The organism is Rhodococcus sp. KBW08 (assembly GCF_003852455.1).
Classification (GTDB): Bacteria; Actinomycetota; Actinomycetes; order Mycobacteriales; family Mycobacteriaceae; genus Rhodococcus_F; species Rhodococcus_F baikonurensis.
In genome coordinates this window covers 668,070-694,175 of the sequence record NZ_QAJJ01000009.1, presented here as the reverse complement: position 1 = coordinate 694,175, position 26,106 = coordinate 668,070, and the positions used below count along the sequence as shown (strand labels likewise).

The window sequence follows — 26,106 nt, the reverse complement described above, 5'->3', positions numbered from 1 at the left end:
GGTGAGTGCAGTCTGCTGGGTCGGGTTGGCGCGGTTGTTGATGCTCGAACCCGTGGTGGGCGATGCGTTTCATCGTGCCGATGTGGACAAGGCTCGCAGGATTCTGCTTGATCTGGCGTCGAAGAATATTGCGGATTGTGATGCGGTGCGGGCGGCGATTCGGCGGATCGAGAAGCAGTACGGCAACCGTGAGGACGGTGTTCCGGTCGGGGAAGACTCTGAGCGCAATGAGTTCTATGCCTCGAAAGGCTTGTACGGGCGGGTGACCGTGAAGGGTGATTTGGATGCGGTGAACGGGGCGCGGTTGATCACGTTGTTGTCGAGCCTGTCGGCTCCGACACCGGAAAAAGACGGCGCCAAGGACACGCGTACTCCGGCTTTACGGCGCGCGGACGGGTTTTGCGAGTTGTTGCGCCGGTACGAGCGGGCGGGGTTGGGTCCGATCGAGGGTGGGGTGAAACCGCACATCACGGTCACCGCCAGCGCCAAAGACATGACCGACCTGAAAGCCTTGAAGGATCTGTTGCCGTCCACTGAGGAGTTGGGATTCGCGTGGACGGATTGGGTAGGTCCGATCAGTATCGACACGGCCCGGATGCTGGCCTGCGACTGCACGATCACGCGGATCTTGTTGGATGAGAATGGTGTTCCGCTCGACTGCGGTAAGGAAGCGAGAACAGCGACGGTGCCGCAGCGGCGGGCGTTGGCGGTCCGGGATGGTGGGTGTGCGTTTCCGGGGTGCGGGACTCCGTCGGGGTGGTGCGATGCTCACCATATTGTTCATTGGAATGATGGTGGCCCAACAGATCTCGATAATCTGATCTTGTTGTGTGGTCATCATCATCGGACGTTGCACCACACGGAGTGACGTTTTATCCGCCGATGTCGATCGACCCGTATCAGCAGCCGATCGGCGGGAACAGCCCACCCACAGCGGCGTGAACCGCGACAACTGAAGACGTGAGCACCGGGGCATAACCATGCCCCGGTGCGTGCTCAATCCAGTATTTACTCAAGACAACGTGATGTCGGCGATCAGTCCGTGATGATCGGATCCCTTGATCTCGATCCGTTCGAGGGACGTCGCCACAGCGCCTTTGGTGATGATGTGGTCGATACCGACCATCGCCGGATACGACTTGTCGGTCGGGTAGGTCGGGATCAGACCGGAACCCAATTGATCGGCGGCGCTGGTATATCCGTTTCTGAGGAGATTCCGAAACTGCTGGTTCGAGTACGACGCATTGAAATCGCCGCTGACTATCACATTGTCCATCCCGGCGGCTTCGTCCATGTAAGACCCAAGCCTTTGCTGCTCGGCCGCCCACACCGAAGCCGGCGAGATGTACGCCGGTGCCGGATGCACGGCGAACAATGTGACTGGCCGCGCCAAGCCGACATTCAGCTCTGCCGAGAGCGTTTCGGGTGAGAACCCGTCGAGGCTACGTGGATTGGAGAGAGGAAAGCGACTGTAGATTCCGGCCCCGCCACCGCCGTCGGCGTAGGGGACCAGGAACTGGTGGCTCAAAACCTCTTCGAGCCCGGCGGCTTCGAGCGCGTCGACTTCCTGGTACGTCAACTCCTGGACCGTCACCACGTCGACGTTGCTCTCGCGGACCATCGCTACAAGCGACTCCGGATCCGCTGTACCGATCATCAAGTTGGCCTGCATCATCCGAATCGACGGGCCGTTCGCAGACGTCGACTCGCCAGTTCCGCTGATGTACAGCGGGCTCACGGACCATCCGAACAGTGCAAGGACGACAAGGGATGCGGCGCATACGATCCACTGACGCCCGATACCCGAGACGACGGCACCGATCAGCGGAGCAATCATCAACAAGGGTGCCACTGATGCCAGAACGATCACGATGTTGTGATCGACGTCCAGCTGAGTTGCGATCAAGGCAACCACACCAGTCACGATTCCGGCCACGCCGACCACGGCCGAAAGGCGGCGAAGAACCAGTCGACGAGGGGTCACGGTATCGGGGTGCATGACGTACATGGAAGCAGAAGAGCGTCGTAGCGCAGAGGAACCGCAGGTGGAGTCGGTGCGCCCTATTGTTGCGGATACGGCAGATGGCTGCTGCTGTTCTCACTGACGGAGATCGAGCGGCCGAGTTGGGGGAAGGCGCGTTGAGAGCACGCTGGTCTGTCACAGACTTTGCACCCCGCGCCGATCGGCACGATGGTCGCGGGGTCGTCCGTCTGGATTCCGTGGGAGTAGACCATGCGATCGGCGTAGCCGATGTCGCAACCGAGTCCGACGGCGAAGTTCCGCTCGGGCGCGAGGTATCCGAGTCCGCCGCTGTGGGTGGTGCGCGCCACCCACAGGTACGTCCGGCCGTCAGGCATCTTCGCGACCTGGGTGAGGATGCGTCCAGGGCTCGCGAATGCCTCGTGGATGACCCACAGTGGGCAACTGCCGCCGACTCTGGAGAAGTGAAAAGCGGTAGCAGACTGACGCTTCGAGATGTTTCCGGCGCGATCGGTTCGGACGAAGAAGAAGGGGATGCCGCGTTGGCCATGACGCTGGAGAGTGGACAGCCGGTGACAAACTGTTTCGAAGCCGACCTCGAATTTGAGGCTGAGCAGATCGATGTCGTACCGCAGAGCCTCGGCCGATTCCAGGAATTGGGTGTACGGGAGTAGCAGTGCGCCGGCGAAGTAGTGCGCGAGTCCGATTCGAGCCAGTGCCGCGGACTCGGCACTCAACGATTCGTCCTCGGCGACAAGGGAATCGATCACGTCGGCCTGCGTGAAGAAGGCCAACTGCATCGCGATCTGGAATGCGCGTTGGCCTGCCGACAGACGCCGCGCCAGGGTCAGGATCGACTTCTCCGGATCGTAGAAGCGCTTGGGCCCGAGCTTGTCTGGTTCGTCCGTGCGGATCGTCACGGTGACGCCGTGCTGATCGCGAAGCAGTCGTGCCAGCTGCAGATCCACTGCTCCCACGGACAACCCGTTGTCCACGAACATCCGCTCGGCAGCGTCGTCGAGAACGGCGATGTGGTTCTTTCGGTCGTAGAAGAAGTCTCGAACTTCTTCGTAAGGCATGGGCACCAGCGACACGTCAGATGCTGCCTCGCCGGACAATTGCGTCGAGAACTGGTCCAATTGCTCTGTTGCGGCGTGAAGGCGGCGGTGCAACATCACGAGGGTGCGTCCGACCGCCGGCATTCGGGCCACCAATTCGTCCACCTCTGCCAGCGATACGTCCCCGGATTCCGAGGTTTCAGCCAAGGCGTGATGAACGTCCGCAACGAGTCGTGCGTCGGAATCGGAAGCGAAGAATTGCACGTCGAGATCGAACTCGGCGTTGAGCTTGAGAAGGACGGGGACCGTCAGCGGTCGTTGATCGTTCTCGAGCTGATTGACATAACTGGGGGAGAGTTCGAGCGCCTTCGCCAGTGCGGACTGTGACAGGTTTCGTTCTTCCCGCAGTCGTCGCAGCCGCGCTCCCGCGTACATCTTCTTCATCGAATCTCCTCGGTGCCGATCGGGTTCACCCTACCGAGAAGCCATTCGCAACATTCGCTACATTGCAGGACTGTTATTGCACAAATAGGCAATTGCGAGGGCCTATCCCGAGGTGAACGAGCTGCGTAGCGTGCAAATAGATACCGAAGCACGTGAGAAGAGGATCGATGAAGACGCATCTCGTACGCACCCACCGCTCTGCCGAAGAGTTCCCCAAGGAAGACCACCTCGCGTGGAAGATCGCGGAAGTTGCGACGGATTCCGTCGAGGTCACCGACGCCACGTCCGACATGATCGTCAACCGGATCATCGACAACGCGGCAGTTGCCGCAGCTTCCCTGGTGCGCCGCCCCGTAGTGAATGCGCGTGCACAGGCGCAGTCTCATCCGTACACGCCCGGTTCCACCGTGTTCGGTATCTCGGGTACCTTCTCGCCTGAATGGGCCGCATGGGCAAACGGCGTAGCGGTTCGTGAACTCGATTTCCACGACACGTTCCTGGCCGCCGAGTACTCGCACCCCGGTGACAACATCCCGCCGATCCTTGCCGTCGCTCAGCACGCCGGGCGTGACGGTCAAGACCTGATTCGCGGTCTGGCGACTGGCTACGAGATCCAGATCGACCTGGTTCGGGCTATCTGCCTGCACGAGCACAAGATCGATCACGTCGCACACCTCGGCCCTTCGGCCGCGGCAGGTATCGGAACCTTGCTCGGCCTGGAGACCGAGACGATCTACCAGGCAATCGGCCAGGCGCTGCACCTCACGACGGCTACACGGCAGTCCCGCAAGGGCGAGATCTCCAGCTGGAAGGCCTACGCGCCGGCGCTGGCCGGCAAGGTTGCCGTCGAGGCAGTCGACCGTGCGATGCGCGGTGAAGGTGCACCTTCACCGATCTGGGAAGGCGAAGACGGCGTGATCGCCTGGCTGCTCGGTGGCCCGGACAAGGAGTACCACGTTCCGCTTCCGGGTTCTGGTGAGGCGAAGCGCGCCATCCTCGACTCGTACACGAAGGAACACTCCGCGGAGTACCAGAGCCAGGCGCCGATCGACCTCGCTCGCCGGATGCGTTCTCGCGTCGGCGATCTCGACCAGATCGCCTCGATCGTCTTGCATACCAGTCACCACACCCACGTCGTCATCGGCACCGGTTCCGGCGATCCGCAGAAGTTCGACCCCACCGCATCACGCGAAACTCTCGATCACTCGGTGATGTACATCTTTGCCGTTGCGCTGCAGGACGGTACGTGGCACCACGAGCATTCCTACGCGCCCGAGCGTGCACAGCGCCCCGACACGATCGAGCTGTGGAACAAGATCTCCACACGCGAAGATCCCGAATGGACACGCCGTTACCACTCGACGGATCCCGACGAGAAGGCTTTCGGTGCCCGCGCCGAGATCACCTTGAAGAGCGGCGAGGTCATCGTCGACGAGCTTGCGGTGGCCGATGCGCACCCGCTCGGCGCACGTCCGTTCGCTCGCGATCAGTACGTCGCGAAGTTCCGCACCCTCGCCGAGGGCGTCATCGAGCCGAGCGAACAGGATCGCTTCCTCGACGCGGCACAACGCACCCCCGAATTGAAGGCAGGCGAACTCGATCAGCTGACCTTCACCGTTTCCGAAGACGTTCTCGCTCGGGCCCCCAAGGTCGCCAAGGGACTCTTCTGATGACGGGCCTCATTGCCGCATCGACGTCTGCAGCCGACAAGCGGATTGCCTTCCGGGCCGGGCTGACGTCCGGAAAGATTCAACGACTCCCCGGTGCGATCAATCCGTTGACAGCCAAGCTCATTCAGGAAATCGGGTTCGAAGGTGTCTACGTTTCGGGTGGTGCGTATTCCGCCGGATTGGCGCTTCCCGACATCGGGCTGACCACGTTGACCGAGGTCGCCGCCCACAGCAAGCAGATCGCGCGGGTCACCGACCTCCCGACGCTCATCGACGCCGACACCGGTTTCGGTGAACCCATGAGCGCTGCCCGCACGGTCACGATCTTCGAGGACGACGGTATAGCCGGTCTGCACCTCGAGGATCAGATCAACCCCAAGCGCTGTGGGCACCTCGACGGCAAAGCGATCGTGCCCACCGAAGACATGGTTCGCCGAGTTCGTGCTGCAGTCTCGGCACGTCGCGACCCGAACTTCGTCATCTGCGCGCGCACCGATGCTGCCGGAATCGACGGTATCGACGCAGCGATCGAGCGAGCAAAGGCCTACGCGGATGCCGGTGCCGATCTGATCTTCACCGAAGCTCTTGCCACCGAAGCAGACTTCGAGAAGTTCCGCGCAGCAGTCGACACTCCGTTGCTCGCCAACATGACCGAGTTCGGGAAGTCGAATCTCATTTCGGCGAAGACGTTGGAAGAGATCGGTTTCAACGCCGTCATCTACCCCGTGACCACTCTTCGGTTGGCGATGTTCGCTATCGAAAAGGGCCTGCGCGAGATTTTTGCGGAGGGCACGCAAGAAGGGCTGCTCGGTGAGATGCAGCACCGCAGCAGGTTGTACGAGATTCTCGAGTACGAGCGTTACAACGAATTCGACAGTGGCATTTTCAATTTCAGCTTGGAGGGGAGTAGGACATGACCGAACAGATTCCGACGATCTACAAGGGCTTGGCCGGAGTTGTCGTCGACACGACGGCTATCTCCAAGGTAGTGCCCGAGACGAATTCGTTGACGTATCGAGGTTACGCAGTGCAGGACCTCGCCGCGAATTGTAGCTTCGAAGAAGTTGCGCACCTGCTGTGGTACGGCGAACTGCCGACACCCGAGCAGCTCGAATTGCTCTGTCTGCGTGAGCGTGCGGCTCGCCGTGCCGATCGCTCACTGCTCTCGCTCCTGACCAAGATGCCCGACAACTGCCACCCGATGGACGTGGTCCGGACGGCGATCAGCTACCTCGGCGCCGAGGATCCGGCGGAGGACGACAACTCCGAGAAGGCCAATCTGGCCAAGGCACTGCGGATGACGGCCGTGCTGCCGACCATCGTCGCAGCCGATTTCCGCCGCCGGCGTGGTCAGGATCCCATCGCGCCGCAGTCGGACCTGGGTTTCGCCGAAAACTTCTTGAACATGTGCTTCGGTGCTGTTCCGGAGTCGGCGATCGTGAAGGCCTTCGAGGTCTCGCTGATCCTGTATGCGGAGCACTCCTTCAACGCTTCGACGTTTGCCGCTCGTGTTGTGACGTCCACACTTTCGGACATCTACAGCGCAGTGACGGCTGCGATCGGCACGCTCAAGGGCCCGCTGCACGGCGGCGCAAACGAAGCCGTCATGCACGACATGCTCGAGATCGACGACCCAGACCGCGCGGAAGCCTGGATGTCGGAGAAGTTGGCCGCCAAGGAGAAGGTCATGGGCTTCGGACACCGTGTCTACAAGAACGGTGATTCGCGTGTTCCGACCATGAAGCAGGCGCTCCTCGACGTAGCGGCAGCGACGGACGGCGAGAAGTGGGTGCAGATGTACGAGATCCTCGAGAAGACGATGGTCAGTGCCACCGGAATCAAACCGAATCTCGATTTCCCCACCGGCCCTGCCTATTTCCTCATGGGCTTCGATGTCGAGATGTTCACGCCGATCTTCGTGATGAGTCGAATCACCGGATGGACGGCGCACATCATCGAGCAGGGGCAGTCGAATGCACTGATCAGGCCGCTGAGTCAGTACTCCGGTGTGCCACAGCGGACCGTTGTGGCATAACGCTTTCAACTATCGTGGCCTGACGACTCTTCCAATACTGCGTCGGCGAGGTTCGGTTCTGGCATCACCGTCTCCTGGCCTCGTCGACGCTTCTCCACGCATGGCCCGCACTTTCGCGTGCGGGCCATGCTCATTCGCGCACTGACACTCTCGACAGCGAAGGTTTTCTCCATGTTCTCCAAAGTGCTTGTCGCCAACCGAGGCGAAATCGCCATTCGTGCGTTCCGCGCGGCCTACGAACTGGGTGCCGGAACCGTGGCCGTGTTTCCGTACGAGGATCGAAACTCGATCCACCGCACGAAGGCCGACGAGAGTTACCAGATCGGGGAGGTCGGTCACCCCGTCCGTGCATATCTTTCGGTGCCCGAGATCATCGCTGCGGCCCAGAAGGCCGGCGCCGACGCGATCTATCCCGGGTACGGATTCCTCTCGGAGAACCCTGAATTGGCGGGAGCATGCGCGGACGCCGGAATCACCTTCGTCGGCCCGTCGGCCGAAGTGCTGGAGCTGACGGGAAACAAGGCGCGCGCTATCGCGGCTGCGCGGGCAGCAGGACTCCCCGTTCTGGAGTCGTCCGAACCGTCCACTGACATCGAAGCACTGATAAGCGCGTCGGAGTCCATGGAGTTTCCGCTTTTCGTCAAGGCAGTCGCCGGAGGCGGCGGACGGGGGATGCGACGTGTTGCGGAGCGGGGTCAACTGAGAGAATCGATCGAAGCCGCTGCGCGAGAAGCTGAGTCAGCCTTCGGTGATGCGACGGTATTCCTGGAGCAGGCGGTGGTCGACCCACGCCATATCGAAGTGCAGATCCTCGCAGACGGTGAAGGAAACGTCATTCACCTCTTCGAACGAGACTGCAGTGTGCAACGACGCCATCAGAAGGTTGTGGAACTTGCGCCCGCTCCGAACCTTCCAGCCGGACTGCGGGAGAAGATCTGTGCCGACGCGGTGGCGTTTGCGAAGGCTATCAACTATTCGTGTGCCGGCACTGTCGAGTTTTTGCTCGATACCCGAGGCAATCACGTGTTCATCGAGATGAACCCGCGAATCCAGGTGGAGCACACCGTCACCGAGGAGGTGACCGACGTCGACCTGGTTCAGGCTCAACTACGGATTGCCTCTGGTGAATCGTTGTCCGACTTGGGTCTTCGCCAGGAATCGATTGTTCTGCGCGGAGCCGCACTGCAACTGCGCATCACCACCGAGGATCCGTCCAACGGATTCCGTCCGGATACCGGGCGCATCACGGCCTACCGAACCCCGGGCGGTGCGGGTGTTCGCCTGGATGGCGGGGCTACCCTCGGGGCAGAGGTCGGTGCCCATTTCGATTCCATGCTGGTGAAGCTGACCTGCCGTGGACGCGACCTGCCCACCGCGATTTCGCGGGCAAGGCGCGCGGTCACCGAATTCCGAATCCGAGGGGTTTCCACCAACATTCCCTTTCTGCAGGCAGTGCTCGACGACGCCGACTTCCGGGCCGGGGAGGTGACGACGTCGTTCATAGAGGAGCGTCCGGGACTGCTCACGTCGAGGGCGTCTGCCGATCGTGGCACCAGAATCCTCACGTATCTTGCCGATGTGACGGTCAATCGCCCACATGGGGAGCGGAAGTCGGCTGTCTACCCGCACGACAAGCTGCCGAAGATCGACGTGACTGCTCCACCGAAGGATGGTTCCAAGCAGCGGCTGATGAACTTGGGACCGGGCGGATTTGCGGCGGCCCTGCGCGAGCAGAAGGCTGTGGCCGTCACTGATACGACCTTCCGAGATGCACATCAGTCGTTGCTCGCCACCAGGGTTCGTACCAGCGGTCTGCTGGCGGTGGCCGGTCACGTCTCCCGTATGACTCCGGAACTGTTGTCGCTCGAGGCGTGGGGCGGAGCGACTTACGACGTTGCTCTGCGTTTCCTGAAGGAAGATCCGTGGGAGAGGTTGGCGGCACTGCGAGAGGCCGTACCGAACATCTGCCTGCAGATGCTTCTGCGTGGACGCAACACTGTGGGGTACACGCCCTATCCGGTGCAGGTGACCACCGCGTTCGTCCGCGAAGCAGCACGAACTGGGATCGACATATTCCGAATCTTCGACGCTCTCAACAACGTCGATCAGATGCGGCCGGCGATCGATGCAGTACGTGACACCGGTACGACGGTTGCGGAGGTGGCACTGAGTTACACCGGCGATCTGTCTGATCCGGCGGAGACGCTGTACACACTGGACTACTACCTGCGGTTGGCGGAGCAGATCGTCGATGCCGGGGCACACGTCCTGGCGATCAAGGACATGGCCGGACTGCTTCGTGCTCCTGCCGCCGCGACACTTGTCTCTGCATTGCGTCGCAATTTCGATCTCCCCGTCCACGTGCACACCCACGACACTCCCGGCGGTCAGTTGGCTACGTACCTGGCAGCGTGGCAGGCCGGAGCCGATGCAGTGGACGGTGCGGCTGCCCCGATGGCGGGTACTACCAGCCAGCCTGCACTCTCGGCGATCGTTGCGGCGGCTGCACATTCGGAGTTCGATACAGGTCTCGACCTTCGGTCGGTGTGCGATCTCGAACCGTACTGGGAGGCGCTGCGGAAGGTCTACGCACCGTTCGAGTCGGGCGTGCCCGCACCCACTGGCCGCGTCTACACCCATGAGATTCCGGGTGGTCAGCTCTCGAATCTCCGGACACAGGCGGCCGCCTTGGGTCTCGGCGACCGCTTCGAGGACGTCGAAGTGAACTATGCAGCGGCGGATCGGATGCTCGGTCGGCTGGTGAAGGTGACGCCGTCGTCCAAGGTAGTCGGTGATCTTGCACTTCATCTGGTGGGCGCAGGCGTAAGTTCCGACGAATTCGCCTCGGATCCAGCCAAGTTCGATCTACCGGAATCGGTGATCAGCTTCTTGCGCGGTGGTCTGGGTACACCGCCGGCCGGCTGGCCGGAGCCGTTCCGCACTAAGGCGTTGGAGGGGCGTGGACAGGCGAAACCTGAAGTGCCACTGTCGGAAGATGACACTAAAGCGTTGAGCGGTGATGGCTCGAAGGTGCGCTCCACGCTCAATCGGTTGCTGTTCCCCGGCCCGACCAAAGAGTTTCTCGATCATCAGGAACAGTACGGAGATACGTCGAGGTTGTCGGCGAACCAGTTCTTCTACGGTCTGCGCCGTGGCGACGAGCATCGAGTTCAGCTCGAGCAGGGCGTCGAGCTGATCATCGGACTCGAAGCGATCTCGGAACCGGATGCGCGCGGATTCCGAACGGTGATGTGCATCCTGAACGGTCAATTGCGGCCGGTGTCGGTGCGAGACAGAAGCATCGCGGATACTGTTCCGGCGGCCGAGAAGGCTGACCGCAGCATTCCTGGGCAGGTACCGGCACCGTTCGCCGGTGTGGTCACGCTCACTGTCGTGCAGGGGCAGAGCGTCGAGGCCGGAGACACTGTCGCGACGATCGAAGCGATGAAGATGGAGGCGGCGATCACCGCCCCGTGCGCGGGTATGGTTGCCCGACTGGCGATCAGCGAAGTCCAGCAGGTCGAGGGCAGTGATCTGCTTCTCGTGATCGAGTAGTGGCAGATCGGGTGCAGGGTTCGCACTGTCTGCAACTTTGCATCGATTGTTCGCAAAGATACTCGAGTGCAATGTGTTTCATTTGTTCTTTCCCGGCAATAGCGTCATAGTCATGACTGAAACGCACGAAGACATCTCGATCATCCGTCATGGGGAGACGCTTGACGTCGTGTTCAACCGGCCGGAAAAGCGCAACGCACTGACTCCTCAGATGTACGACGCCATTGCCGGAGCCTGCCGGAGCGCCGACTCCGACCGGGAGATCCGGTTACTCACTCTCCGCGGGGCGGGGGGAGAGGCGTTCTCGGCGGGTTCCGACATACGCCACTTTCAGACCTTCTCGAGCTTTCACGACGGGCTCGATTACGAAAGTCGGTTCGTCGGCGTGCTGACCGAGCTCGAGAAAGTTCGGGTTCCGACGATTGCGGTGATCGACGGTGTGTGTGCGGGGGCAGGGCTGTTGCTGTCGGCGGCGTGCGATGTGCGGATAGCGACGCACGGGTCCCGCTTCTGCCTTCCGATCGCGCGCACCCTCGGAAACTCGTTGTCGACCCATTCCGTGGCGTTGCTGGCGGACAGGATCGGCAGTTCGCGTCTGATGTCGTTGGTCGCTCGGGCGGGGGTCATGTCGAGCGACGAGGCTCTGCGGAACGGCTTCCTCAGCGACTGTGCAACAGAGACCGAGTTCGCGAGCCTGACTGCCCAGGTATCGCGGGAACTGCTTGCGGCTGCCCCGATGACCGTGTGGACGATTCGAGAGTCACTGCGCCGCATCAGGACCCGATCGATCACCGACAACGATGATCTGATGCGCATGATCTACAGCAGTGACGACTTCAAAGCCGGCGTCGACGGTTTCCTTCGCGGTGAGCGACCGGTCTGGGCGGGGGTGTAATTCTGTGGTCGGAGCAGAGGCTTGCGTTGGAGCGCGCTCTAACCCTTAGCGTTCCCGACCATGACAACAAAGACCTGGATCATCACTGGAGTTTCTCGAGGCTTCGGCCGCGAACTAGCACTGTCCGCACTTCGATCAGGGGACGCGGTGGTCGCGGCAGTTCGTCGCCCTGAAGCCGTTGCAGATATTGCGTCGGAGCATCCGGATCGGTTCTCGACTGTGACGTTCGACGTCCGAGATACCGAAGCAGCTCCGGGGGTAGTCGAACACGCGCTCGAGTGTTTCGGTCGCGTCGACGTGCTGGTCAACAATGCCGGTCGTGGGATGGTCGGCGCGGCGGAGTTGGTCGACGATTCGACCTTGCGGGATCTCATGGAACTGCACCTGATCGGACCCGCCGCGTTGGTTCGCGCCGCCCTCCCTTCTATGCGAGTGCAGGGAAGTGGGACGATCGTGCAGATGAGCAGCCAAGGCGGCCGGATGTCGTTTCCCGGGGTCGGGGCGTATTCGGCGTCGAAGTTCGCGCTCGAGGGTTGGTCGGAGGCTCTCGCCGGTGAGGTCGGGCAGTTCGGCATCCGAGTGATGATCGTCGAGCCCAGCAGATTCCGCACGGCATTCAACACCCCCGGCGTTCTGAGTTTCGCCGAATCATCATCGGACTACCGTGAAGTGCTCGATCCCGTTCTGCGTGACATGGCGGCGGCAGACGGTGTTCAGGAGGGCGATCCGGAGAAAGCAGCGGCAATCATCAATGCGCTGGTGCACAGTGAGAACGTGCCACTTCGTCTGCCACTCGGAAAGGAAGCCGTGGAGCGGATATCCGCGTCGTACCGGAAGAATCTCGCCGAGGTATCCGTCTGGGCCGACCTCGCTCGCAGCGCCGATTTCGCGGATGCTGCCGGACCTGTCCGCCCGTTCTAGGCTGGGAGTCATGGCTACCGAAGACTTGATGCGTAAGGCGCTCGAGGCCCTTGGGGAAGTGGACGGGCCCATGTCGATCGAGGTCATTCACCGGCTCGTCGATGCAGGGGACGTCGAAGATCCGATGTCGATCGCCGAAGTGTCGGACCTACTGGATGTTTCGGCACATACCCTGCGCTATTACGAGAAGATCGGCCTGGTCACGGTCGATCGTGACTCGAGCGGACATCGTGTGTACGGCCCGGAATCTATTCGCAGGCTGGTGTTTCTGACCCGCATGCGTATCTCAGGCATGGCGATTCGTGACCTGCAGCACTACGTCGAACTGGTCGACGCCGGTGAAGGGACAGTTCCGGAGAGACTCGACATGCTGCTCGAGCACCGGGACACCGTTCGTCGGCAGATCAAGGAGCTCACGTTGTCTTTGGCTGCGACGGAGTACAAGATTGCGACGTACGGCGGGCGGACCGGGGAGCAGGAGTAGCGCGGGCTACTTCTTGTCCTGCGTTCGATCCAACCCGCCTTCCATGGATAGCGCCAACTGCTCGAGTGCCGCGAGAATTTTTCCGCGGTCCCGTCCGAGTTTGGTGAATAATTCACCGTGAGCGGCGAGTTCGCGAGGAAAGACGTCATCGACGACAGCGTTTCCCTGGATCGTCATCGTGATCAGTGCAGATCGCCTGTCTTCGGGATTGCTCGTGCGGGAGACAAGGCCTCGCTTCTCCAATCGTGCGAGTGCCTTGCTGACTCCGGCCCGAGACATGCCGAGGCGTTCGGCGAGACGAATCGCGGTGACCGGTTCCTCGGCGTATCGAAGCGGCACAAGCAGTTCGACCTCCGAAACGGTGAGGTCCGCGGATCGGTACACCGGTTCGACGGCGAGTTCGAGAAGCGCCGTGATCCGCTTGAGTTGCGCGACAACTTCCATGGGCGACGTGTCGAGGTCAGGATTGTTTTCGGCCCAAAGGTTGCACGTACGGGAGCGGAGTGTTGGTTCGTTCACGATTCCTCAGTTTTGTTAACTGGTAAACAAATTTGCTAGATTGCCAGAATAGCTCACCGTCTGGGGTGGGACGAACTGCGGGACTGGGGGAGTGCATGAGGTTCGATGTGGTGATTGTCGGTGGCGGTGCGGCGGGGTTGAGTGCCGCGCTTGTTCTGGCTCGGGCTCGGCGGCGAGTGATGATCGTCGATGCTGGTAACCCGCGCAATGGTGTCTCCGAGCACCTGCACGGGTACCTGACGCGGGACGGTGAGAGTCCGACGCAATTACTTGCGGCCGGACGCAAGGAGGTTACCGAGTACGGCGGCGAAGTGACGACTGGCACCGCAATCGGAATCGAGCAAACGGAGGACGGTGGATTTCTTGTGCAAACCGACGTGTCCGCGTCGCTGGAGGCACGGACTGTTCTGGTGGCGACGGGGTTACGTGACGAGCTGCCGAACATCGCTGGGCTGCAGGATCGCTGGGGAGTCGACGTTTTGCATTGTCCCTACTGTCACGGGTACGAGGTTCGTGATACGCCGATCGGTGTACTCGGTGGTGACAACAGGCCCTTCACGATTCATCAGGCGTCGTTGGTGCGCCAATGGTCGGACGATGTTGTCTTCTTTCCGAATCGCATCGAGCTGACCTGCACCGAGCGGGATCGGCTGACTGTCAGGGGGATTCGCATCGTAGAAGGCGACGTGGCCGGGGTCTCGGTGGCAGACGGTCGATTGGACGGCGTCGAGCTGGCCTCCGGTCAGGTTGTTCCGCGGAGTGTGGTGTTTGTCGGTCCACGGTTTGTTCCACGCGACGCTTTGCTGACTGACCTGGGATGTGACGCTGACGAAAATGGTTGGGTGGTAACTGATCCTGCGGGAGGTACCAGCACGCCTGGTGTGTGGGCCGCCGGGAACGTGTCGGACTCGCCTGCACAGTTGATCACCGCCGCCGCCGCTGGGTCGAAGGCTGCGATTGCACTGAATCACTATCTGCTCGAGCAGGATATCGTGCGAGCGGTCGCGACCGCGACCGAACTTCAGCCGAGTGTGACCGGAAGCAGCCCTCGCGGGGTCTCCTGAGCGATCTGTTCCAGCGCAGACTCCAACGTCGGAAATTGATACTGGAAGCCGCTGTCCGCGAGCACCCCTGGTGAAACCCAGCGGCTCTTGAGTACCAACTCGGCCTCGGTGCGGATGATCCGAGCGCCGAATTCCAGCATCCAACCGGGCGTGGGCGCACCGTACCGTCGACCCAACGCTGCGCGCACCTGTCGCATCATCTCGTCATTGGTCACGGGGCACGGGGATGCGATATTGACGGGGCCTGAGATCTCCGGATGCTCGTAGATGTGGATGATCGAGCGAACGACATCGGAAATGTGTATCCAGCTGAACTTTTGTCGTCCGTCGCCCATTCGTCCGCCGAAGCCTGTTCGGGCCAGGTTGACGAAAGGGTTGATTGCTCCGCCGCCGGCTCCGAGAACGATCGACATTCGTAGCGCTACTTTTCGAACCGGGGTTGGGGCGGAGAACAATTCGTGCTCCCACGCTCGCGCGACAGCGACGGAGAATCCCTTACCCAGTTCTCCGTTCTTCTCGTCCATCGGTCGATCCCTCGCGTCTCGGTAGATCGTGCCGGTACTGGCATTCGCCCAGAGCGAAGGTGGCTGCGGCGTACGGGCCAGTGCGCGACCCAACAGTGCGGTCGTTTCCACGCGGGAGGAGAAGATTTCGTCGGCATTGCGCTTGTTGTATCGGCAGCTCACAGAGCGTCCGGCGAGGTTGATCAGCAGATCCGCGCCGCTGAGTACGTCGGCAACACCTTGCTCGTCGGACCAGGTGGCATCGCTCGTTCCTCCCCGGCCGATCGTTCGTACGTCCACCCCGTTGGGTTCGAGCGCTCGAACGAGAGATTGCCCTATGTAGCCCGACGCACCGGATACAACGACAGTCTTCATGATTTTGTGTTCCCCTCTGGAGAAACGACTTTGGTCATCAGGGCGGCGACGTCACCGACCAGGCCGCGGGCCACCGGTAGCCGGGCGAGGGCGAGTGTTTTCGCGATGATCGGGACCAGTCCGTCGACCAGGGAACGAGTGCGCGTTTGCCCCGGAGACGAGTCGGTGACCCAATGCAGCGTCACGCCCAGGTAGCTGAGCCACAAGAGTGTGGGGAGCTGGGTCGCCAATGACGCCGGCGTCTTCTGCTTCGACGCCGCCAGTGCTTCGCGCATCAATTCGACGGCCATCGATCTCGCATCGCTCGACTCGGCCGAGAACGGGCTGGACGGCGATGCGGTTGGTAGGGCAACGTGCAGAAACGCGCCACCGAACCCGTGATATGGCCCCATGACATCGAGTCCGGTGTGCAGAACGATCGCGATATTTTCCGCGAGTGAGCCACCTTGCCGCAGGAGTGGAAGCGCACGCTCTCGGTGATCACGTTGGATGACGAGATACAGCTCGTGAACCAGTTCGTCCTTGCTGGCGAAGTAGTAGTAGGCATTCCCGAGGGAGACACCTGCCTCAGTCGCGATCTTGCGCATGGTCGTCGCTGCGAAGCCCTCGTCGCGGAAGAGCCGCAAAGCTGTTTCCACCAGCTTTTCCCTGGTTTCGATCCCGCGACTGCTCATGGGCTCCCCTTCTTTGAACGTGTTCAAGTTCAGCGTACGCCCTGAAGTTGAACACGTTCAAGAGTCGAATCTGTTGCGAGGAATATAATAAGCGCGCATACTAAATTCATGATTGAACTTGCGCTCGGTTCGACAGGTGGCCGGCGATGAACGCCTGGTTGGGGGTTGTCTCGGCCGAACATGTGCGTCGCGCAGTGGATCTTGGGATCGCGCAGATCGGGCACGGGAAGAGGTCCGGATTGGCGCGGATGAAGGCGGGCGATGTGCTTGTTTACTATTCGCCGGTCGAGTCCATTGGTGATCGAGATCCGTTGCGCGAGTTCACAGCCCTCGGTGTGATCGAAGAGGGTGAGATCTGGCAGGCGGACGAGGGGTGCTTCAAGCCGTTTCGGCGTCGAGTGCGATACGAGCAGTTCACGCCCGTTCCTCTCGGCGACGTACGGAGTCGATTGGCAGTGACCTCGACACCGAATTGGGGGTATCAGCTCCGCCGAGGCTTGATTCCGTTGGATGGCAACGACGTCGAGATTCTGCGCTCGGCAACGAGCTGACACACTGACGCTGTGGCGAAGAAACTGGAAACCGACTTCGAGGATGCGGGCGACAGTCCGGGTCTGATGTTGTGGCGTGTCACCAATGCTTGGCAGGCCTCGATTCGCGCGGCGCTGCGGCCCTTCGACCTGACTCACGTGCAGTTCGTTCTGCTCGCCGCTCTGACCTGGCTGGACGCGGAAACGCCGATAACTCAACGCGATCTTGCCGAGTATGCGCGCACCGATCCGATGATGACGTCACAGGTGATACGGACCCTCGAATCCAAAGGGTTTGTCGAACGACGTCCACACCCGACCGATGCCCGGGCGCGTTCACTGGTGGTGACCCAGACGGGTGCGAACTTGGCAGGCAAGGCGAATCGCTCGGTGGAAGCATCGGACCGGGAATTCTTTGCCGCTCTCGGGGATCGTCAGGCGGCCTTCGTTGCGATGCTCGGCGTGCTCGATCGAAAGTAGCGACTCCCAATTTCAGGCATTACTTCGAAGTTCGTGGCAGAAGTGCATATTTGGCTTCCAGCCCGTCCAACAGCGATTCCAGCGCGAGTTCGAAACTGGCACCGTCGATTTCCGCAGCACGCTCGCGCAACAAGTGCGCTCGCGTGAGGTGCGGGTAACGCTCGGCGTAGATCGCCGGATCGTCCACGAATCCGCCGGAGAACGTCGCTGTCGCAGCGCCCATGACCACGTACTTGACGGAAGCGCCGATCAGCGTTGCCGTGCGCTGCGGCCATCCGGCCCGCACCAGACCGCCGTGGATGGCGTTCGCGCGATCGAGGGCGATGGGCCTGACGCTCGGACCGTAGGCCAAGTAGGGAACGATGTTGGGATGCTTGCCCAGGGCCGCATGGTAGGACCGCGCCCACGTGCGCAGCGCACCACGCCAATCGTCAGAGTCGAAGCCGCTCACATCGACGGACTCCATGATGACGTTCGCGACGTCGTCGAGTAATTCGTCCTTGTTGGCGTAATGGCTGTACAGCGACGGTGCCTGCACGCCGAGGACAGTGGCGAGTTTGCGCATCGAGAAGTCGGTCAAACCGTGCTCGTCCACCAGTTTCAGGGCGGTGTCCCTGATGATCGGCTTGCTCAGTAGTGGAACCCGCGGTCGCGCCATCGCACAGAAACCTTTCGTCTGAGTACTGGACAACCTTACACTGTGAGTTTATTATCCAATTAACCTAACAGTGTTCGGGAACGTGGAGGATCAGATGACACGGGTGTTCGAGAACAAGTCAGATCTCCTGGGGGCGGTCGGTGAAACGCTGGGCTCGAGCGAGTGGGTCGAGGTCACCCGCGAGATGGTCCATCAATTCGCCGACGCGACCGGTGATCATCAGTGGATCCACGTCGACGACGAAAGGGCAAGGCGTGAATCACCTTTCGGTGGTCCGATTGCCCACGGGTATCTGACCCTCTCGCTCCTGCCGCTTCTGTCGAAGTCCGTGTACCGCATCGACGGGGCGAAGATGGTCATCAACTACGGGTCCGACAAGGTTCGATTCCCGAGTCCGGTGCCGGTCGGAGCCATGGTTCGAAACACTGCAGTGCTCTCCGCGATCGAAGAGTTGCCGAACGGTTCGCTGCAGAGTCAGATCACCAACACCGTCGAGATCGAAGGCGTGGACAAGCCCGCCGTTGTTGCGCAGACCGTCGCACGAATCTTGTTCTGAATTCCTGACATAAGAAAGCAGACTCCACATGAATCTCGAATTGACCGGTGAGGAAGTTGCGTTCCGCGAGGAGATGCGAAGGTTCTTCACCACAGAATTTTCGCCCGAACTTCGTGCACGTGCAGCAGGATTCGGAAAGCTGACGCGTGAAGATATCGTTTCGGGCCAACAGATTCTGAACGCTCACGGACTGGCGGTTCCGCACTGGCCGGTCGAATGGGGCGGCAAGGACTGGACTCCGGTACAGCGCCACATCTATTCCGAGGAAATGCAGTTGGCGTCGGTACCCAACCCGTTGCCGTTCAACGTGAGCATGGTTGGGCCCGTTATCGCGGCCTTCGGCTCGCAGGAGCAGAAGGAGAAGTTTCTCCCGGCGACGGCCAACGCCGATATCTGGTGGTGCCAGGGTTTTTCGGAACCAGAAGCAGGCTCGGATCTCGCTTCACTCAAGACGGCCGCTGTCCGTGACGGCGCGGATTACATCGTCAACGGTCAGAAGACGTGGACTACACTCGCGCAGCACGCCGAGTGGATCTTCTGTCTGGTGCGGACAGATGCCAGTGCCCAGAAGCGGCAGGCAGGAATTTCGTTCCTGCTCATCGATCTGGCAACTCCCGGCATCACGGTTCGCCCCATCAAACTGATCGACGGCAGCGTCGAGGTCAACGAAGTGTTCTTCGACAACGTCCGCGTACCTGCGGAAAATCTTGTCGGCGAGGAGAACAAGGGCTGGGACTACGCCAAGTTCCTGCTCGGCAACGAACGCACGGGGGTCACACGGGTCGGGTTCTCCAAAACCCTTGTCGCCACGGCAAAAGAGAAGGCGCGGGAGGTTCGCGTCGGAACGGGCACCCTCCTCGAGGATCCGTTGTTCGCGGCTCGATTGGCCGAGTTGGAAAACGAATTGCTTGCACTGGATCTGACTCAACTGCGAGTTGTGGCGAGTTCGGCAGACGGAAAGCCGAATCCGGCGTCCTCGCTGCTCAAACTCCGCGGCTCCGAATTGCAGCAGGCAGCAACGGAATTGCTGATGGACGTTGCCGGGCCGGACTCACTGCCGGTAGATATCGCCGACATCGACTCGCCGGAGTGGGCGCAGCAGGCGGCGCCGCGCTACTTGAACTACCGGAAGGTTTCCATCTACAGCGGATCAAGTGAGGTGCAGCGCTCCATCATTGCCTCCTCGATCCTCGGATTGTGAGCGTGTGACATGAATTTCGAACTCGACGACGAACAGACGATGCTTCGCGACACAACACGCGAATTACTCAGCCGCAGCTACGACGCAGAGAAGCGCAACGCCACCTCGGCCACCGACGAGGGATGGACTGCCTCGGTGTGGAAGCAGTTCGCAGAGCTCGGGCTGCTCGGCCTACCATTCGCGGAGGCCGATGGCGGGATGGGCGCTGGGCCGGTCGAGACCATGGTGGTGATGACCGAACTGGGCCGCGCGCTTGCACCCGAGCCGTATTTGGGTGGTGTTCTGATCCCCGGCGGTTTGATTGCTGCGATCGGTTCGGCAGATCAGCGGGCGCGACTCCTGCCGGTGCTCAGCGACGGAACCACTTTGTCGGCCTTTGCCCATACGGAACCTGGCACGCGCTGGCCGGTCGCCACTGTCACGACCGCGGCCTCGCAGGCGGGATCGGGGTGGACGATCACCGGCGTCAAGAACCCGGTCCTGCAGGGCGACAGCGCGCACGTCGTGATCGTCAGCGCCGCACTTCCAGGCGGCGGCACCGGGCTCTTCCTGGTGGATGCAGAAGGTGCGGGTGTCACCCGGACTGCGTACGCCACCCACGACGGCCGTCGCGGTGCGCAGTTCACGTTCACCGATGCCGCGGCCGAACAACTTGGTGAGGGCGGCGATGTCACGGCGGCGATCGTCGAAGCAGAGGTCCGGGCGCAGGCAGCTCTGTGTGCCGAGGCCATCGGAATCATGACCGAGGCGCTCCGACTGACGACGGATTATCTGAAGCAGCGCAAGCAGTTCGGTGTTCCGCTCGCGAAGTTCCAGACGCTGACGCATCGTGCGGCCGACATGTACGTCGCTCTCGAACTGGCGAGCAGCATGAGTCTGTACGCCACCATGGCCATCGCCGACGGTGTGATCGATCCGACCATCGCGTCGCGAGCGAAGCTGGCTGTCGGTCGCGCTGCGCATCAGATCGGTCAGGAAGCAATTCAGATGCACGGTGGTATCGGAATGACGGCCGAGTACCCGGTCGGGCACTACGTCTCGCGGCTGGTGGCCATCGAACACACTCTGGGCGCTTCGGACGATCACCTCAGGGTGCTGGCCGGCGGCGTCTCGAACTATTCGATGGTGAACGTCACCGAGTAGATCGGTGGGTGAAGATAACGGGAGGTCATGCGCAGGTCGCGTGGCCTCCCTTGTCTGTGCGGGGGCCGGCCCGCGGTATTCGAGGTCGAGTAAAATCCCTGTGATCAGTCCGAGAAGAGAAAGGGATCGAAGTGACCGCGCATACCGAGCAGCTCGAGTTCCAAGCAGAAACACGTCAGCTGCTGGATCTGATGGTTCATTCAATCTATACGAACAAGGACAGCTTCCTTCGTGAGTTGATCTCCAACGCTTCGGACGCGCTGGACAAACTCCGCCTCGAGTCGTACCAGGACAAAGACCTCGACGTCGACGTCTCCGATCTGCATATCGAGATCGACATCGACAAGGCGGCACGCACCCTGACCATCCGCGACAACGGCATCGGAATGTCGCGTGACGAGGTCGTCGACCTGATCGGCACGCTCGCCAAGTCCGGCACCGCCGAGGTGCGTCGTAAGCTCAAGGAAGCCAAGGATGCAGCGGCATCCGAAGAACTGATCGGTCAGTTCGGCATCGGCTTCTACTCCACGTTCATGGTGGCGGACAAGGTCACGTTGCTGACCCGTCGCGCCGGTGAAGATCACGCGACGCGCTGGGAGTCGACCGGCGAAGGCACGTACACGCTCGAGCATGTGAACGAGGCGCCGCAGGGCAGCTCCGTGACCCTGCACCTGATGCCCGAGGATTCCGAGAACGGCCTGCACGACTACACGTCGGAATGGAAGATCAAGGAACTGGTCAAGAAGTACTCCGACTTCATCGCGTGGCCCATCCGCATGGATGTCGCTCGTACGTCGACGCCGGCGGAGGGCGAAGAGCCCGAGGTCACCATCGAGACCGAGACGATCAACTCGATGAAGGCTCTGTGGACTCGCTCCAAGGACGAGGTGTCCGAGGACGAGTACAAGGAGTTCTACAAGCACGTCAGCCACGCCTGGGACGAGCCTCTCGAGGTCATCCCGATGAAGGCCGAAGGTACTTTCGAATACCAAGCGCTGCTGTTCATTCCGTCGACGGCGCCGTTCGATCTGTTCATGCGCGAGCGCAAGGCCGGCATCCACCTCTACGTCAAGCGCGTCTTCATCATGGACGACTGCGAAGAGTTGGTGCCCGATTACCTGCGCTTCGTCAAGGGTGTGGTCGACGCACAAGACCTCTCGCTCAACGTCTCTCGTGAAATTCTGCAGCAGGACCGGCAGATCGCTGCCATCCGTCGTCGTCTGACCAAGAAGGTCCTCTCGACCATCAAGGACATGAAGGCGAACGAGCCCGAGAAGTACTCGACCTTCTGGACGGAGTTCGGGCGCGCGCTCAAGGAAGGCCTGATGGCCGATGCCGACAACCGTAAGACCTTGCTCGACGTCTCGTCCTTCGCCTCGACCAACAGCGAAGAGGGCGTGACCACTCTCGCGGAGTACGTGGAGCGAATGAAGGACGGTCAGGAACAGATCTACTTCATGACCGGCGAATCTCGTCACCTCATCGAAAGCTCCCCGCACATGGAGGCTTTCAAGGCCAAGGGCCTCGAGGTTCTGGTTCTCACCGACCCCGTGGACGAGATGTGGGTCGACGCCGTCTCGGACTTCGACGGCAAGACCTTCCAGTCGATCGCCAAGGGCGAGGTCGACCTCGACACCGAGGACGAGAAGAAGGCGGCCGAGGCCGAGCGCGAAGAGAAGGAGAAGGAATTCGGCGAGTTGCTGACGTGGCTGACCGAAACCCTGTCCGACGACATCAAGGAAACGCGTCTGTCGACGCGACTGACCACGTCGGCCGCCTGCATCGTCGGCGACGCGTTCAGCATGTCTCCGACGCTCGAGAAGATGTACAAGGCTTCGGGTCAGCCTGTTCCGCACAGCAAGCGCATCCTCGAGCTCAACCCGGAGCACCCTCTTGTTTCGGGGCTGCGGGAGGCGCAGGCCGCCAACGACAATGCGGAGAACCTGACGGAGACGGCTCAGTTGCTCTACGGCATGGCGTTGCTTGCCGAGGGCGGCGAGCTCAGCGATCCGGCGCACTTCACGCGTCTGCTGGCCGATCGTTTGGCCCGCACGGTCTGATCTCGCGCAGTCCTATTTCGTCGTAGTTCGCTCGTACTCCCGGCACTCACCTTCATGGGTGGGTGCCGGGAGTTTTTTCTTGATCGTTTTCTATTGAGGACCGTTTCTGTCCGCAATGACTTCTAACGTAGTTCTCACAGGGCAAGGAACCCACGAGCGAAGGAAAACATCATGAACGCACCGACTGCCACCGTCACCGGCGAGCGCGCGGATCTCCTCCAGAGCCTGCGTCAGCATCGCGAATTCCTGCTCTTCACCGTCAAGAACCTCACCGACGACCAGGCTGCTTCGAGGCCGACCGTGAGCGAACTGTGCCTCGGCGGATTGGTCAAGCATGTAGGTCAGGCAGAAAAGGGTTGGGTCGACTTCATTCTGGAAGGGCCGGCCGGACTTGGTGGTGACTTCGACCCGACCCAGTGGTCGGAAGAGATGCAGCAGGAACGGGCGAACGAATTTGCCATGGTCGAGGGTGAGACCTTGGCAAGCATCGTGTCCGAATACGAGGGGATCGCGGCGAGGACCGACGAGTTGGTGGCCTCGCTGGACAGCCTCGACATCTCGCATCCACTGCCGTCGGCGCCGTGGTTCGAAGTGGGAGCTCGCTGGTCAGCGCGGCGCGCACTGCTGCACATCATCGCCGAGACGGCCCAGCATGCGGGCCACGCGGACATGCTTCGTGAAGCCATCGACGGATCCAAGACGATGGGTTGATCGACAGCTCGATCAACCGGGATGTTTACACATCACACAAATATGTAACACTAGTGTCTATGAGCACCGAAAAGTCTGCCTTGCAACCGCCGATGCAGTGGGACGCCTGGGGCGATCCGGCCAAGAAGCGTGAACTGTCGGACGCAGTCACATCACTGTTGACCGGATTTCTCGGTGTCTCCGCACCGACGCGATCGCGCCTCGCGATCGAAGACGTCCAGGTGGTTCCGTCCGCTATGGCTCAGTCGCACGTCGAAGCGCTGGCCGGGCTGGTCGGGGCGGAGTACGTCAGCACCAAGGATTCGGATCGAATCCTTCGGGCCGGTGGCAAGAGCACCCCGGATCTGCTCCGCCGTCGTAGCGCCGAGCCGCAGGACGCACCGGACGTAGTCGTCACTCCAGGGACAGACGCAGAGGTCGAACAGGTTCTCCGATACTGCTCTGCCAACCGGATCGCAGTGGTCCCGTTCGGTGGTGGCACCAGCGTCGTCGGCGGGCTCGATCCCATTCGTGACGGGTTCGACGCAGTTCTATCTCTCGATCTGCGCAGGTTCGATCAGCTCGTCGGGTTGGACGAGGAATCGGGTATCGCGACGTTCGGCGGCGGAACCACCGGTCCACGCGCCGAGGAGCTTCTGCGTGAGCACGGCTTCTCGGTGGGGCACTTCCCGCAGAGCTTCCTGTTCGCCACTCTGGGCGGGTTCGCCGCCACCCGTTCTTCGGGGCAGGCGTCGGCTGGATACGGGCGCTTCGAGGACATGGTTCAGGGCCTCACCGTTGTCACCCCGAGTGGCGTGATCGAGACCGGGCGTGCGCCGGCATCCGCTGCAGGCCCCGATCTGGGTGAGCTTTTTGTCGGCTCCGAGGGCACGTTCGGCGTCATCACGCACGTGCGTGTAAGGGTTCACCGCCTGCCCGAAACCACCGTGCGCGAGGGATGGAGCTTCCCCGACTTCGCTACCGGCGCAGCCGCATTGCGTGAGCTGGTTCAGGAAGGATCGGCTCCGACCGTCCTGCGGTTGTCCGACGAGGCCGAGAGTGGCGTGAATCTGGCGACCACCGACAAGATCGGTGAGAATGCCTTCACCGGTGGTTGCCTCGGCATTACCACCTACGAGGGCACGGCTTCGCACACCGCTGAACGGATGGCGGAGGCCCGCGCAATTCTCACCGCTCACGGTGGAACTTCGCTCGGTGAGGAGCCCGGAAACAGTTGGGAGCACGGGCGATTCGATGCACCGTATCTGCGTGACGCTCTCCTCGATGTCGGTGCGCTGTGTGAAACCCTCGAGACGGCAACCACCTGGGGCAACCTCGCGAACCTGCGCTCCTCGGTCACCGAGGCACTGACGAAGGCTCTCGTCGAGCAGGGTACTCAGCCGCTCGTCATGTGCCACATTTCGCACACCTACAAGACCGGCGCTTCGCTGTACTTCACAGTGGTCAGCGCGCAGACCGAAGACCCGATCGCTCAGTGGCACAAGGCGAAGACTGCCGCGGGCGATGCGATCATTTCGGCCGGCGGCACGATCACCCATCATCATGCAGTCGGCGCTGATCATCGCCCGTGGATGAAGGACGAGATCGGCGAATTGGGCGCGAATATCCTTCGCGCAGTGAAGAATGCAGTGGACCCTGCCGGCATCCTCAATCCTGGAAAGCTGATTCCGTGACCGAAACCCGCAGTCAGATCGAGAAGGTTACCGTCCTGATCAATCCGATGGCGGGACATGGTCACGCGCCTGCGGCCGGACGCAAAGGTGTTGCGCGACTGCGCGCTCGGGGCGTTGCCGTCACCGAGATCATCGGAACCGACGCCGACGACGCCAAGAAGTTGGCGCGTCGTGCGATCGAGGAAGGTACCGACGCACTCGTGGTTGTCGGCGGCGACGGTGCCATCAGTATCGGACTGCAGGCCGCCGCGTTGACCGACACACCCATCGGGCTCATCCCGGCAGGCACCGGCAACGATCACGCCCGTGAGTTCGGGATTCCCACAGGCGATCCCGAAGCAGCAGCCGATGTGATCGCAGATGGTGTCGTGCAGCAGTCAGATCTGGCGAAGATCACGCTGGCCGACGGTTCCGTCGTCTGGTCGGGAACTATCATCGCCAGTGGATTCGACTCGCTGGTCAGCGAGCGGGCCAATCGGATGTCCTGGCCCAAGGGGCCGATGCGCTACAACCTGGCGATGCTTGCCGAGTTGGCGAAGATGAAGCCGTTGCCGTACCGGATCGAACTCGACGACGAGGTCATCACGGTGGACGCGACGCTGGTCGCAGTCGGTAACGGGCGTTCGTACGGTGGCGGCATGCTCATCACCCCGGGCGCGTCGAAGTCGGATGGGTTGCTGGATCTGACCGTCGTCGGGCATGGTTCGAGGTTGCGTCTGGTGCGCCTGTTTCCGCGGGTGTACAAGGGAACTCACGTCTCCTTGGATGCGGTGCAGACGTATCGGTCGAGGAAGGTGCGGTTGGTCTCCGAGGGCATCATCGCCTACGCGGACGGTGATCGGGTGGGGCCGTTGCCCATCACGATCGAGGCAGTTCCCATGGCGCTCAACATCTTGACGCACACTCGGATCTGAGT

The 26,106-nt window shown here is 61.5% G+C and carries 23 protein-coding genes and 1 pseudogene; 18 read left to right on the top strand and 6 right to left on the bottom strand.

Going from position 1 to position 26,106, the window contains the following annotated elements; all coding sequences use genetic code 11:
• Positions 1-942, top strand: a pseudogene (locus DBV08_RS14115) (DUF222 domain-containing protein); the annotation flags it as partial.
• Between the two features lie 70 nt (positions 943-1,012).
• Here DBV08_RS14115 and DBV08_RS14110 read toward each other — a convergent pair.
• Positions 1,013-2,008 (bottom strand): endonuclease/exonuclease/phosphatase family protein, encoded by a 996-nt coding sequence (locus DBV08_RS14110; protein WP_124567798.1) that lies wholly within the window; start codon positions 2,006-2,008, stop codon positions 1,013-1,015.
• A 53-nt stretch (positions 2,009-2,061) separates the two neighbouring features.
• On the bottom strand, positions 2,062-3,483 hold the full coding sequence (locus DBV08_RS14105) for a short-chain fatty acyl-CoA regulator family protein (protein WP_095968516.1): 1,422 nt from the start codon (positions 3,481-3,483) through the stop codon (positions 2,062-2,064).
• Between the two features lie 167 nt (positions 3,484-3,650).
• On the opposite strand from DBV08_RS14105, the gene prpD reads away from it, so the two are divergent.
• The 7 genes from prpD (at position 3,651) to DBV08_RS14070 (ending at position 13,043) form a co-directional block, all read left to right on the top strand.
• Positions 3,651-5,153 carry a 2-methylcitrate dehydratase PrpD gene (gene prpD / locus DBV08_RS14100; protein ID WP_124567797.1) on the top strand — a complete coding sequence of 501 codons (1,503 nt, stop codon included), beginning with the start codon at positions 3,651-3,653 and terminating at the stop codon, positions 5,151-5,153.
• The gene (prpB, locus tag DBV08_RS14095) at positions 5,153-6,070 is read left to right on the top strand and encodes a methylisocitrate lyase (RefSeq protein ID WP_124567796.1); all 918 of its coding nucleotides are present in this window, start codon (positions 5,153-5,155) and stop codon (positions 6,068-6,070) included. The genes prpD and prpB overlap by 1 nt, the downstream gene beginning before the upstream one ends.
• Entirely contained in the window at positions 6,067-7,188 is a 1,122-nt protein-coding gene (locus DBV08_RS14090) for a bifunctional 2-methylcitrate synthase/citrate synthase (protein WP_047269777.1), read from the top strand. The genes prpB and DBV08_RS14090 overlap by 4 nt, the downstream gene beginning before the upstream one ends.
• A 171-nt stretch (positions 7,189-7,359) precedes the next feature.
• Positions 7,360-10,743 (top strand): pyruvate carboxylase, encoded by a 3,384-nt coding sequence (locus tag DBV08_RS14085; protein ID WP_124567837.1) that lies wholly within the window; start codon positions 7,360-7,362, stop codon positions 10,741-10,743.
• A 112-nt stretch (positions 10,744-10,855) separates the two neighbouring features.
• Positions 10,856-11,638, top strand: coding sequence for an enoyl-CoA hydratase (locus tag DBV08_RS14080; protein ID WP_124567795.1), 783 nt, complete (start codon positions 10,856-10,858; stop codon positions 11,636-11,638).
• Positions 11,639-11,698: 60 nt separating this feature from the next.
• On the top strand, positions 11,699-12,559 hold the full coding sequence (locus DBV08_RS14075; RefSeq protein WP_124567794.1) for an SDR family NAD(P)-dependent oxidoreductase: 861 nt from the start codon (positions 11,699-11,701) through the stop codon (positions 12,557-12,559).
• A 10-nt stretch (positions 12,560-12,569) separates the two neighbouring features.
• Positions 12,570-13,043 carry a MerR family transcriptional regulator gene (locus DBV08_RS14070; RefSeq protein WP_124567793.1) on the top strand — a complete coding sequence of 158 codons (474 nt, stop codon included), beginning with the start codon at positions 12,570-12,572 and terminating at the stop codon, positions 13,041-13,043.
• A gap of 6 nt (positions 13,044-13,049) precedes the next feature.
• Here DBV08_RS14070 and DBV08_RS14065 read toward each other — a convergent pair whose 3' ends face one another.
• Positions 13,050-13,562, bottom strand: a complete 513-nt coding sequence (locus DBV08_RS14065; protein ID WP_024487435.1) for a MarR family winged helix-turn-helix transcriptional regulator — start codon at positions 13,560-13,562, stop codon at positions 13,050-13,052.
• A gap of 95 nt (positions 13,563-13,657) precedes the next feature.
• Between DBV08_RS14065 and DBV08_RS14060 the strand changes: the two genes are divergently transcribed.
• Positions 13,658-14,626 (top strand): NAD(P)/FAD-dependent oxidoreductase, encoded by a 969-nt coding sequence (locus tag DBV08_RS14060; protein WP_124567792.1) that lies wholly within the window; start codon positions 13,658-13,660, stop codon positions 14,624-14,626.
• On the opposite strand, the gene DBV08_RS14055 is transcribed toward DBV08_RS14060, so the two are convergent.
• Together DBV08_RS14055 and DBV08_RS14050 are read right to left on the bottom strand one after the other, a co-directional pair.
• Positions 14,584-15,504, bottom strand: a complete 921-nt coding sequence (locus DBV08_RS14055; RefSeq protein ID WP_124567791.1) for a TIGR01777 family oxidoreductase — start codon at positions 15,502-15,504, stop codon at positions 14,584-14,586. The two genes, DBV08_RS14060 and DBV08_RS14055, sit on opposite strands and share 43 nt — an antisense overlap.
• Positions 15,501-16,178, bottom strand: coding sequence for a TetR/AcrR family transcriptional regulator (locus tag DBV08_RS14050; RefSeq protein ID WP_069145618.1), 678 nt, complete (start codon positions 16,176-16,178; stop codon positions 15,501-15,503). The genes DBV08_RS14055 and DBV08_RS14050 overlap by 4 nt, the downstream gene beginning before the upstream one ends.
• Before the next feature lie 146 nt (positions 16,179-16,324).
• Between DBV08_RS14050 and DBV08_RS14045 the strand changes: the two genes are divergently transcribed.
• Both DBV08_RS14045 and DBV08_RS14040 read left to right on the top strand, forming a co-directional pair.
• Positions 16,325-16,729, top strand: coding sequence for an EVE domain-containing protein (locus tag DBV08_RS14045; RefSeq protein WP_124567790.1), 405 nt, complete (start codon positions 16,325-16,327; stop codon positions 16,727-16,729).
• Between the two features lie 12 nt (positions 16,730-16,741).
• Positions 16,742-17,188: a MarR family winged helix-turn-helix transcriptional regulator gene (locus DBV08_RS14040; RefSeq protein WP_081328927.1), complete on the top strand. Its 447-nt coding sequence runs from the start codon at positions 16,742-16,744 to the stop codon at positions 17,186-17,188.
• Positions 17,189-17,207: 19 nt separating this feature from the next.
• Here DBV08_RS14040 and DBV08_RS14035 read toward each other — a convergent pair whose 3' ends face one another.
• Positions 17,208-17,846: a TetR/AcrR family transcriptional regulator gene (locus DBV08_RS14035; RefSeq protein ID WP_124567789.1), complete on the bottom strand. Its 639-nt coding sequence runs from the start codon at positions 17,844-17,846 to the stop codon at positions 17,208-17,210.
• Positions 17,847-17,940: 94 nt separating this feature from the next.
• Between DBV08_RS14035 and DBV08_RS14030 the strand changes: the two genes are divergently transcribed.
• The 7 genes from DBV08_RS14030 to DBV08_RS14000 all read left to right on the top strand — a co-directional run bounded on the left by DBV08_RS14030 (position 17,941) and on the right by DBV08_RS14000 (position 26,104).
• Positions 17,941-18,402, top strand: a complete 462-nt coding sequence (locus DBV08_RS14030) for a MaoC family dehydratase (RefSeq protein WP_124567788.1) — start codon at positions 17,941-17,943, stop codon at positions 18,400-18,402.
• Positions 18,403-18,430: 28 nt separating this feature from the next.
• Positions 18,431-19,603, top strand: a complete 1,173-nt coding sequence (locus DBV08_RS14025; protein WP_124567787.1) for an acyl-CoA dehydrogenase family protein — start codon at positions 18,431-18,433, stop codon at positions 19,601-19,603.
• Between the two features lie 9 nt (positions 19,604-19,612).
• Complete coding sequence (locus DBV08_RS14020; RefSeq protein ID WP_124567786.1) at positions 19,613-20,746, top strand: acyl-CoA dehydrogenase family protein; 1,134 nt, start codon at positions 19,613-19,615, stop codon at positions 20,744-20,746.
• Between the two features lie 131 nt (positions 20,747-20,877).
• The gene (gene htpG / locus DBV08_RS14015; RefSeq protein WP_124567785.1) at positions 20,878-22,806 is read left to right on the top strand and encodes a molecular chaperone HtpG; all 1,929 of its coding nucleotides are present in this window, start codon (positions 20,878-20,880) and stop codon (positions 22,804-22,806) included.
• 171 nt (positions 22,807-22,977) lie between these two features.
• Positions 22,978-23,517 carry a DinB family protein gene (locus tag DBV08_RS14010; protein WP_124567784.1) on the top strand — a complete coding sequence of 180 codons (540 nt, stop codon included), beginning with the start codon at positions 22,978-22,980 and terminating at the stop codon, positions 23,515-23,517.
• Between the two features lie 92 nt (positions 23,518-23,609).
• Positions 23,610-25,190: an FAD-binding oxidoreductase gene (locus tag DBV08_RS14005; RefSeq protein WP_124567836.1), complete on the top strand. Its 1,581-nt coding sequence runs from the start codon at positions 23,610-23,612 to the stop codon at positions 25,188-25,190.
• Positions 25,187-26,104 carry a diacylglycerol kinase gene (locus DBV08_RS14000; RefSeq protein WP_113682539.1) on the top strand — a complete coding sequence of 306 codons (918 nt, stop codon included), beginning with the start codon at positions 25,187-25,189 and terminating at the stop codon, positions 26,102-26,104. The genes DBV08_RS14005 and DBV08_RS14000 overlap by 4 nt, the downstream gene beginning before the upstream one ends.
• Positions 26,105-26,106 lie beyond the last annotated feature (2 nt).

Excerpts from the sequence above, each read along its gene's own strand:
- DBV08_RS14110 (WP_124567798.1), bottom strand. The coding sequence starts at position 2,008 with ATGTACGTCATGCACCCCGATACCGTGACCCCTCGTCGACTGGTTCTT.
- DBV08_RS14105 (WP_095968516.1), bottom strand. The coding sequence starts at position 3,483 with ATGAAGAAGATGTACGCGGGAGCGCGGCTGCGACGACTGCGGGAAGAA.
- prpD (WP_124567797.1), top strand. The coding sequence starts at position 3,651 with ATGAAGACGCATCTCGTACGCACCCACCGCTCTGCCGAAGAGTTCCCC.
- prpB (WP_124567796.1), top strand. The coding sequence starts at position 5,153 with ATGACGGGCCTCATTGCCGCATCGACGTCTGCAGCCGACAAGCGGATT.
- DBV08_RS14090 (WP_047269777.1), top strand. The coding sequence starts at position 6,067 with ATGACCGAACAGATTCCGACGATCTACAAGGGCTTGGCCGGAGTTGTC.
- DBV08_RS14085 (WP_124567837.1), top strand. The coding sequence starts at position 7,360 with ATGTTCTCCAAAGTGCTTGTCGCCAACCGAGGCGAAATCGCCATTCGT.
- DBV08_RS14080 (WP_124567795.1), top strand. The coding sequence starts at position 10,856 with ATGACTGAAACGCACGAAGACATCTCGATCATCCGTCATGGGGAGACG.
- DBV08_RS14075 (WP_124567794.1), top strand. The coding sequence starts at position 11,699 with ATGACAACAAAGACCTGGATCATCACTGGAGTTTCTCGAGGCTTCGGC.
- DBV08_RS14070 (WP_124567793.1), top strand. The coding sequence starts at position 12,570 with ATGGCTACCGAAGACTTGATGCGTAAGGCGCTCGAGGCCCTTGGGGAA.
- DBV08_RS14060 (WP_124567792.1), top strand. The coding sequence starts at position 13,658 with ATGAGGTTCGATGTGGTGATTGTCGGTGGCGGTGCGGCGGGGTTGAGT.
- DBV08_RS14055 (WP_124567791.1), bottom strand. The coding sequence starts at position 15,504 with ATGAAGACTGTCGTTGTATCCGGTGCGTCGGGCTACATAGGGCAATCT.
- DBV08_RS14050 (WP_069145618.1), bottom strand. The coding sequence starts at position 16,178 with ATGAGCAGTCGCGGGATCGAAACCAGGGAAAAGCTGGTGGAAACAGCT.
- DBV08_RS14045 (WP_124567790.1), top strand. The coding sequence starts at position 16,325 with ATGAACGCCTGGTTGGGGGTTGTCTCGGCCGAACATGTGCGTCGCGCA.
- DBV08_RS14035 (WP_124567789.1), bottom strand. The coding sequence starts at position 17,846 with ATGGCGCGACCGCGGGTTCCACTACTGAGCAAGCCGATCATCAGGGAC.
- DBV08_RS14030 (WP_124567788.1), top strand. The coding sequence starts at position 17,941 with ATGACACGGGTGTTCGAGAACAAGTCAGATCTCCTGGGGGCGGTCGGT.
- DBV08_RS14025 (WP_124567787.1), top strand. The coding sequence starts at position 18,431 with ATGAATCTCGAATTGACCGGTGAGGAAGTTGCGTTCCGCGAGGAGATG.
- DBV08_RS14020 (WP_124567786.1), top strand. The coding sequence starts at position 19,613 with ATGAATTTCGAACTCGACGACGAACAGACGATGCTTCGCGACACAACA.
- DBV08_RS14010 (WP_124567784.1), top strand. The coding sequence starts at position 22,978 with ATGAACGCACCGACTGCCACCGTCACCGGCGAGCGCGCGGATCTCCTC.
- DBV08_RS14005 (WP_124567836.1), top strand. The coding sequence starts at position 23,610 with ATGCAGTGGGACGCCTGGGGCGATCCGGCCAAGAAGCGTGAACTGTCG.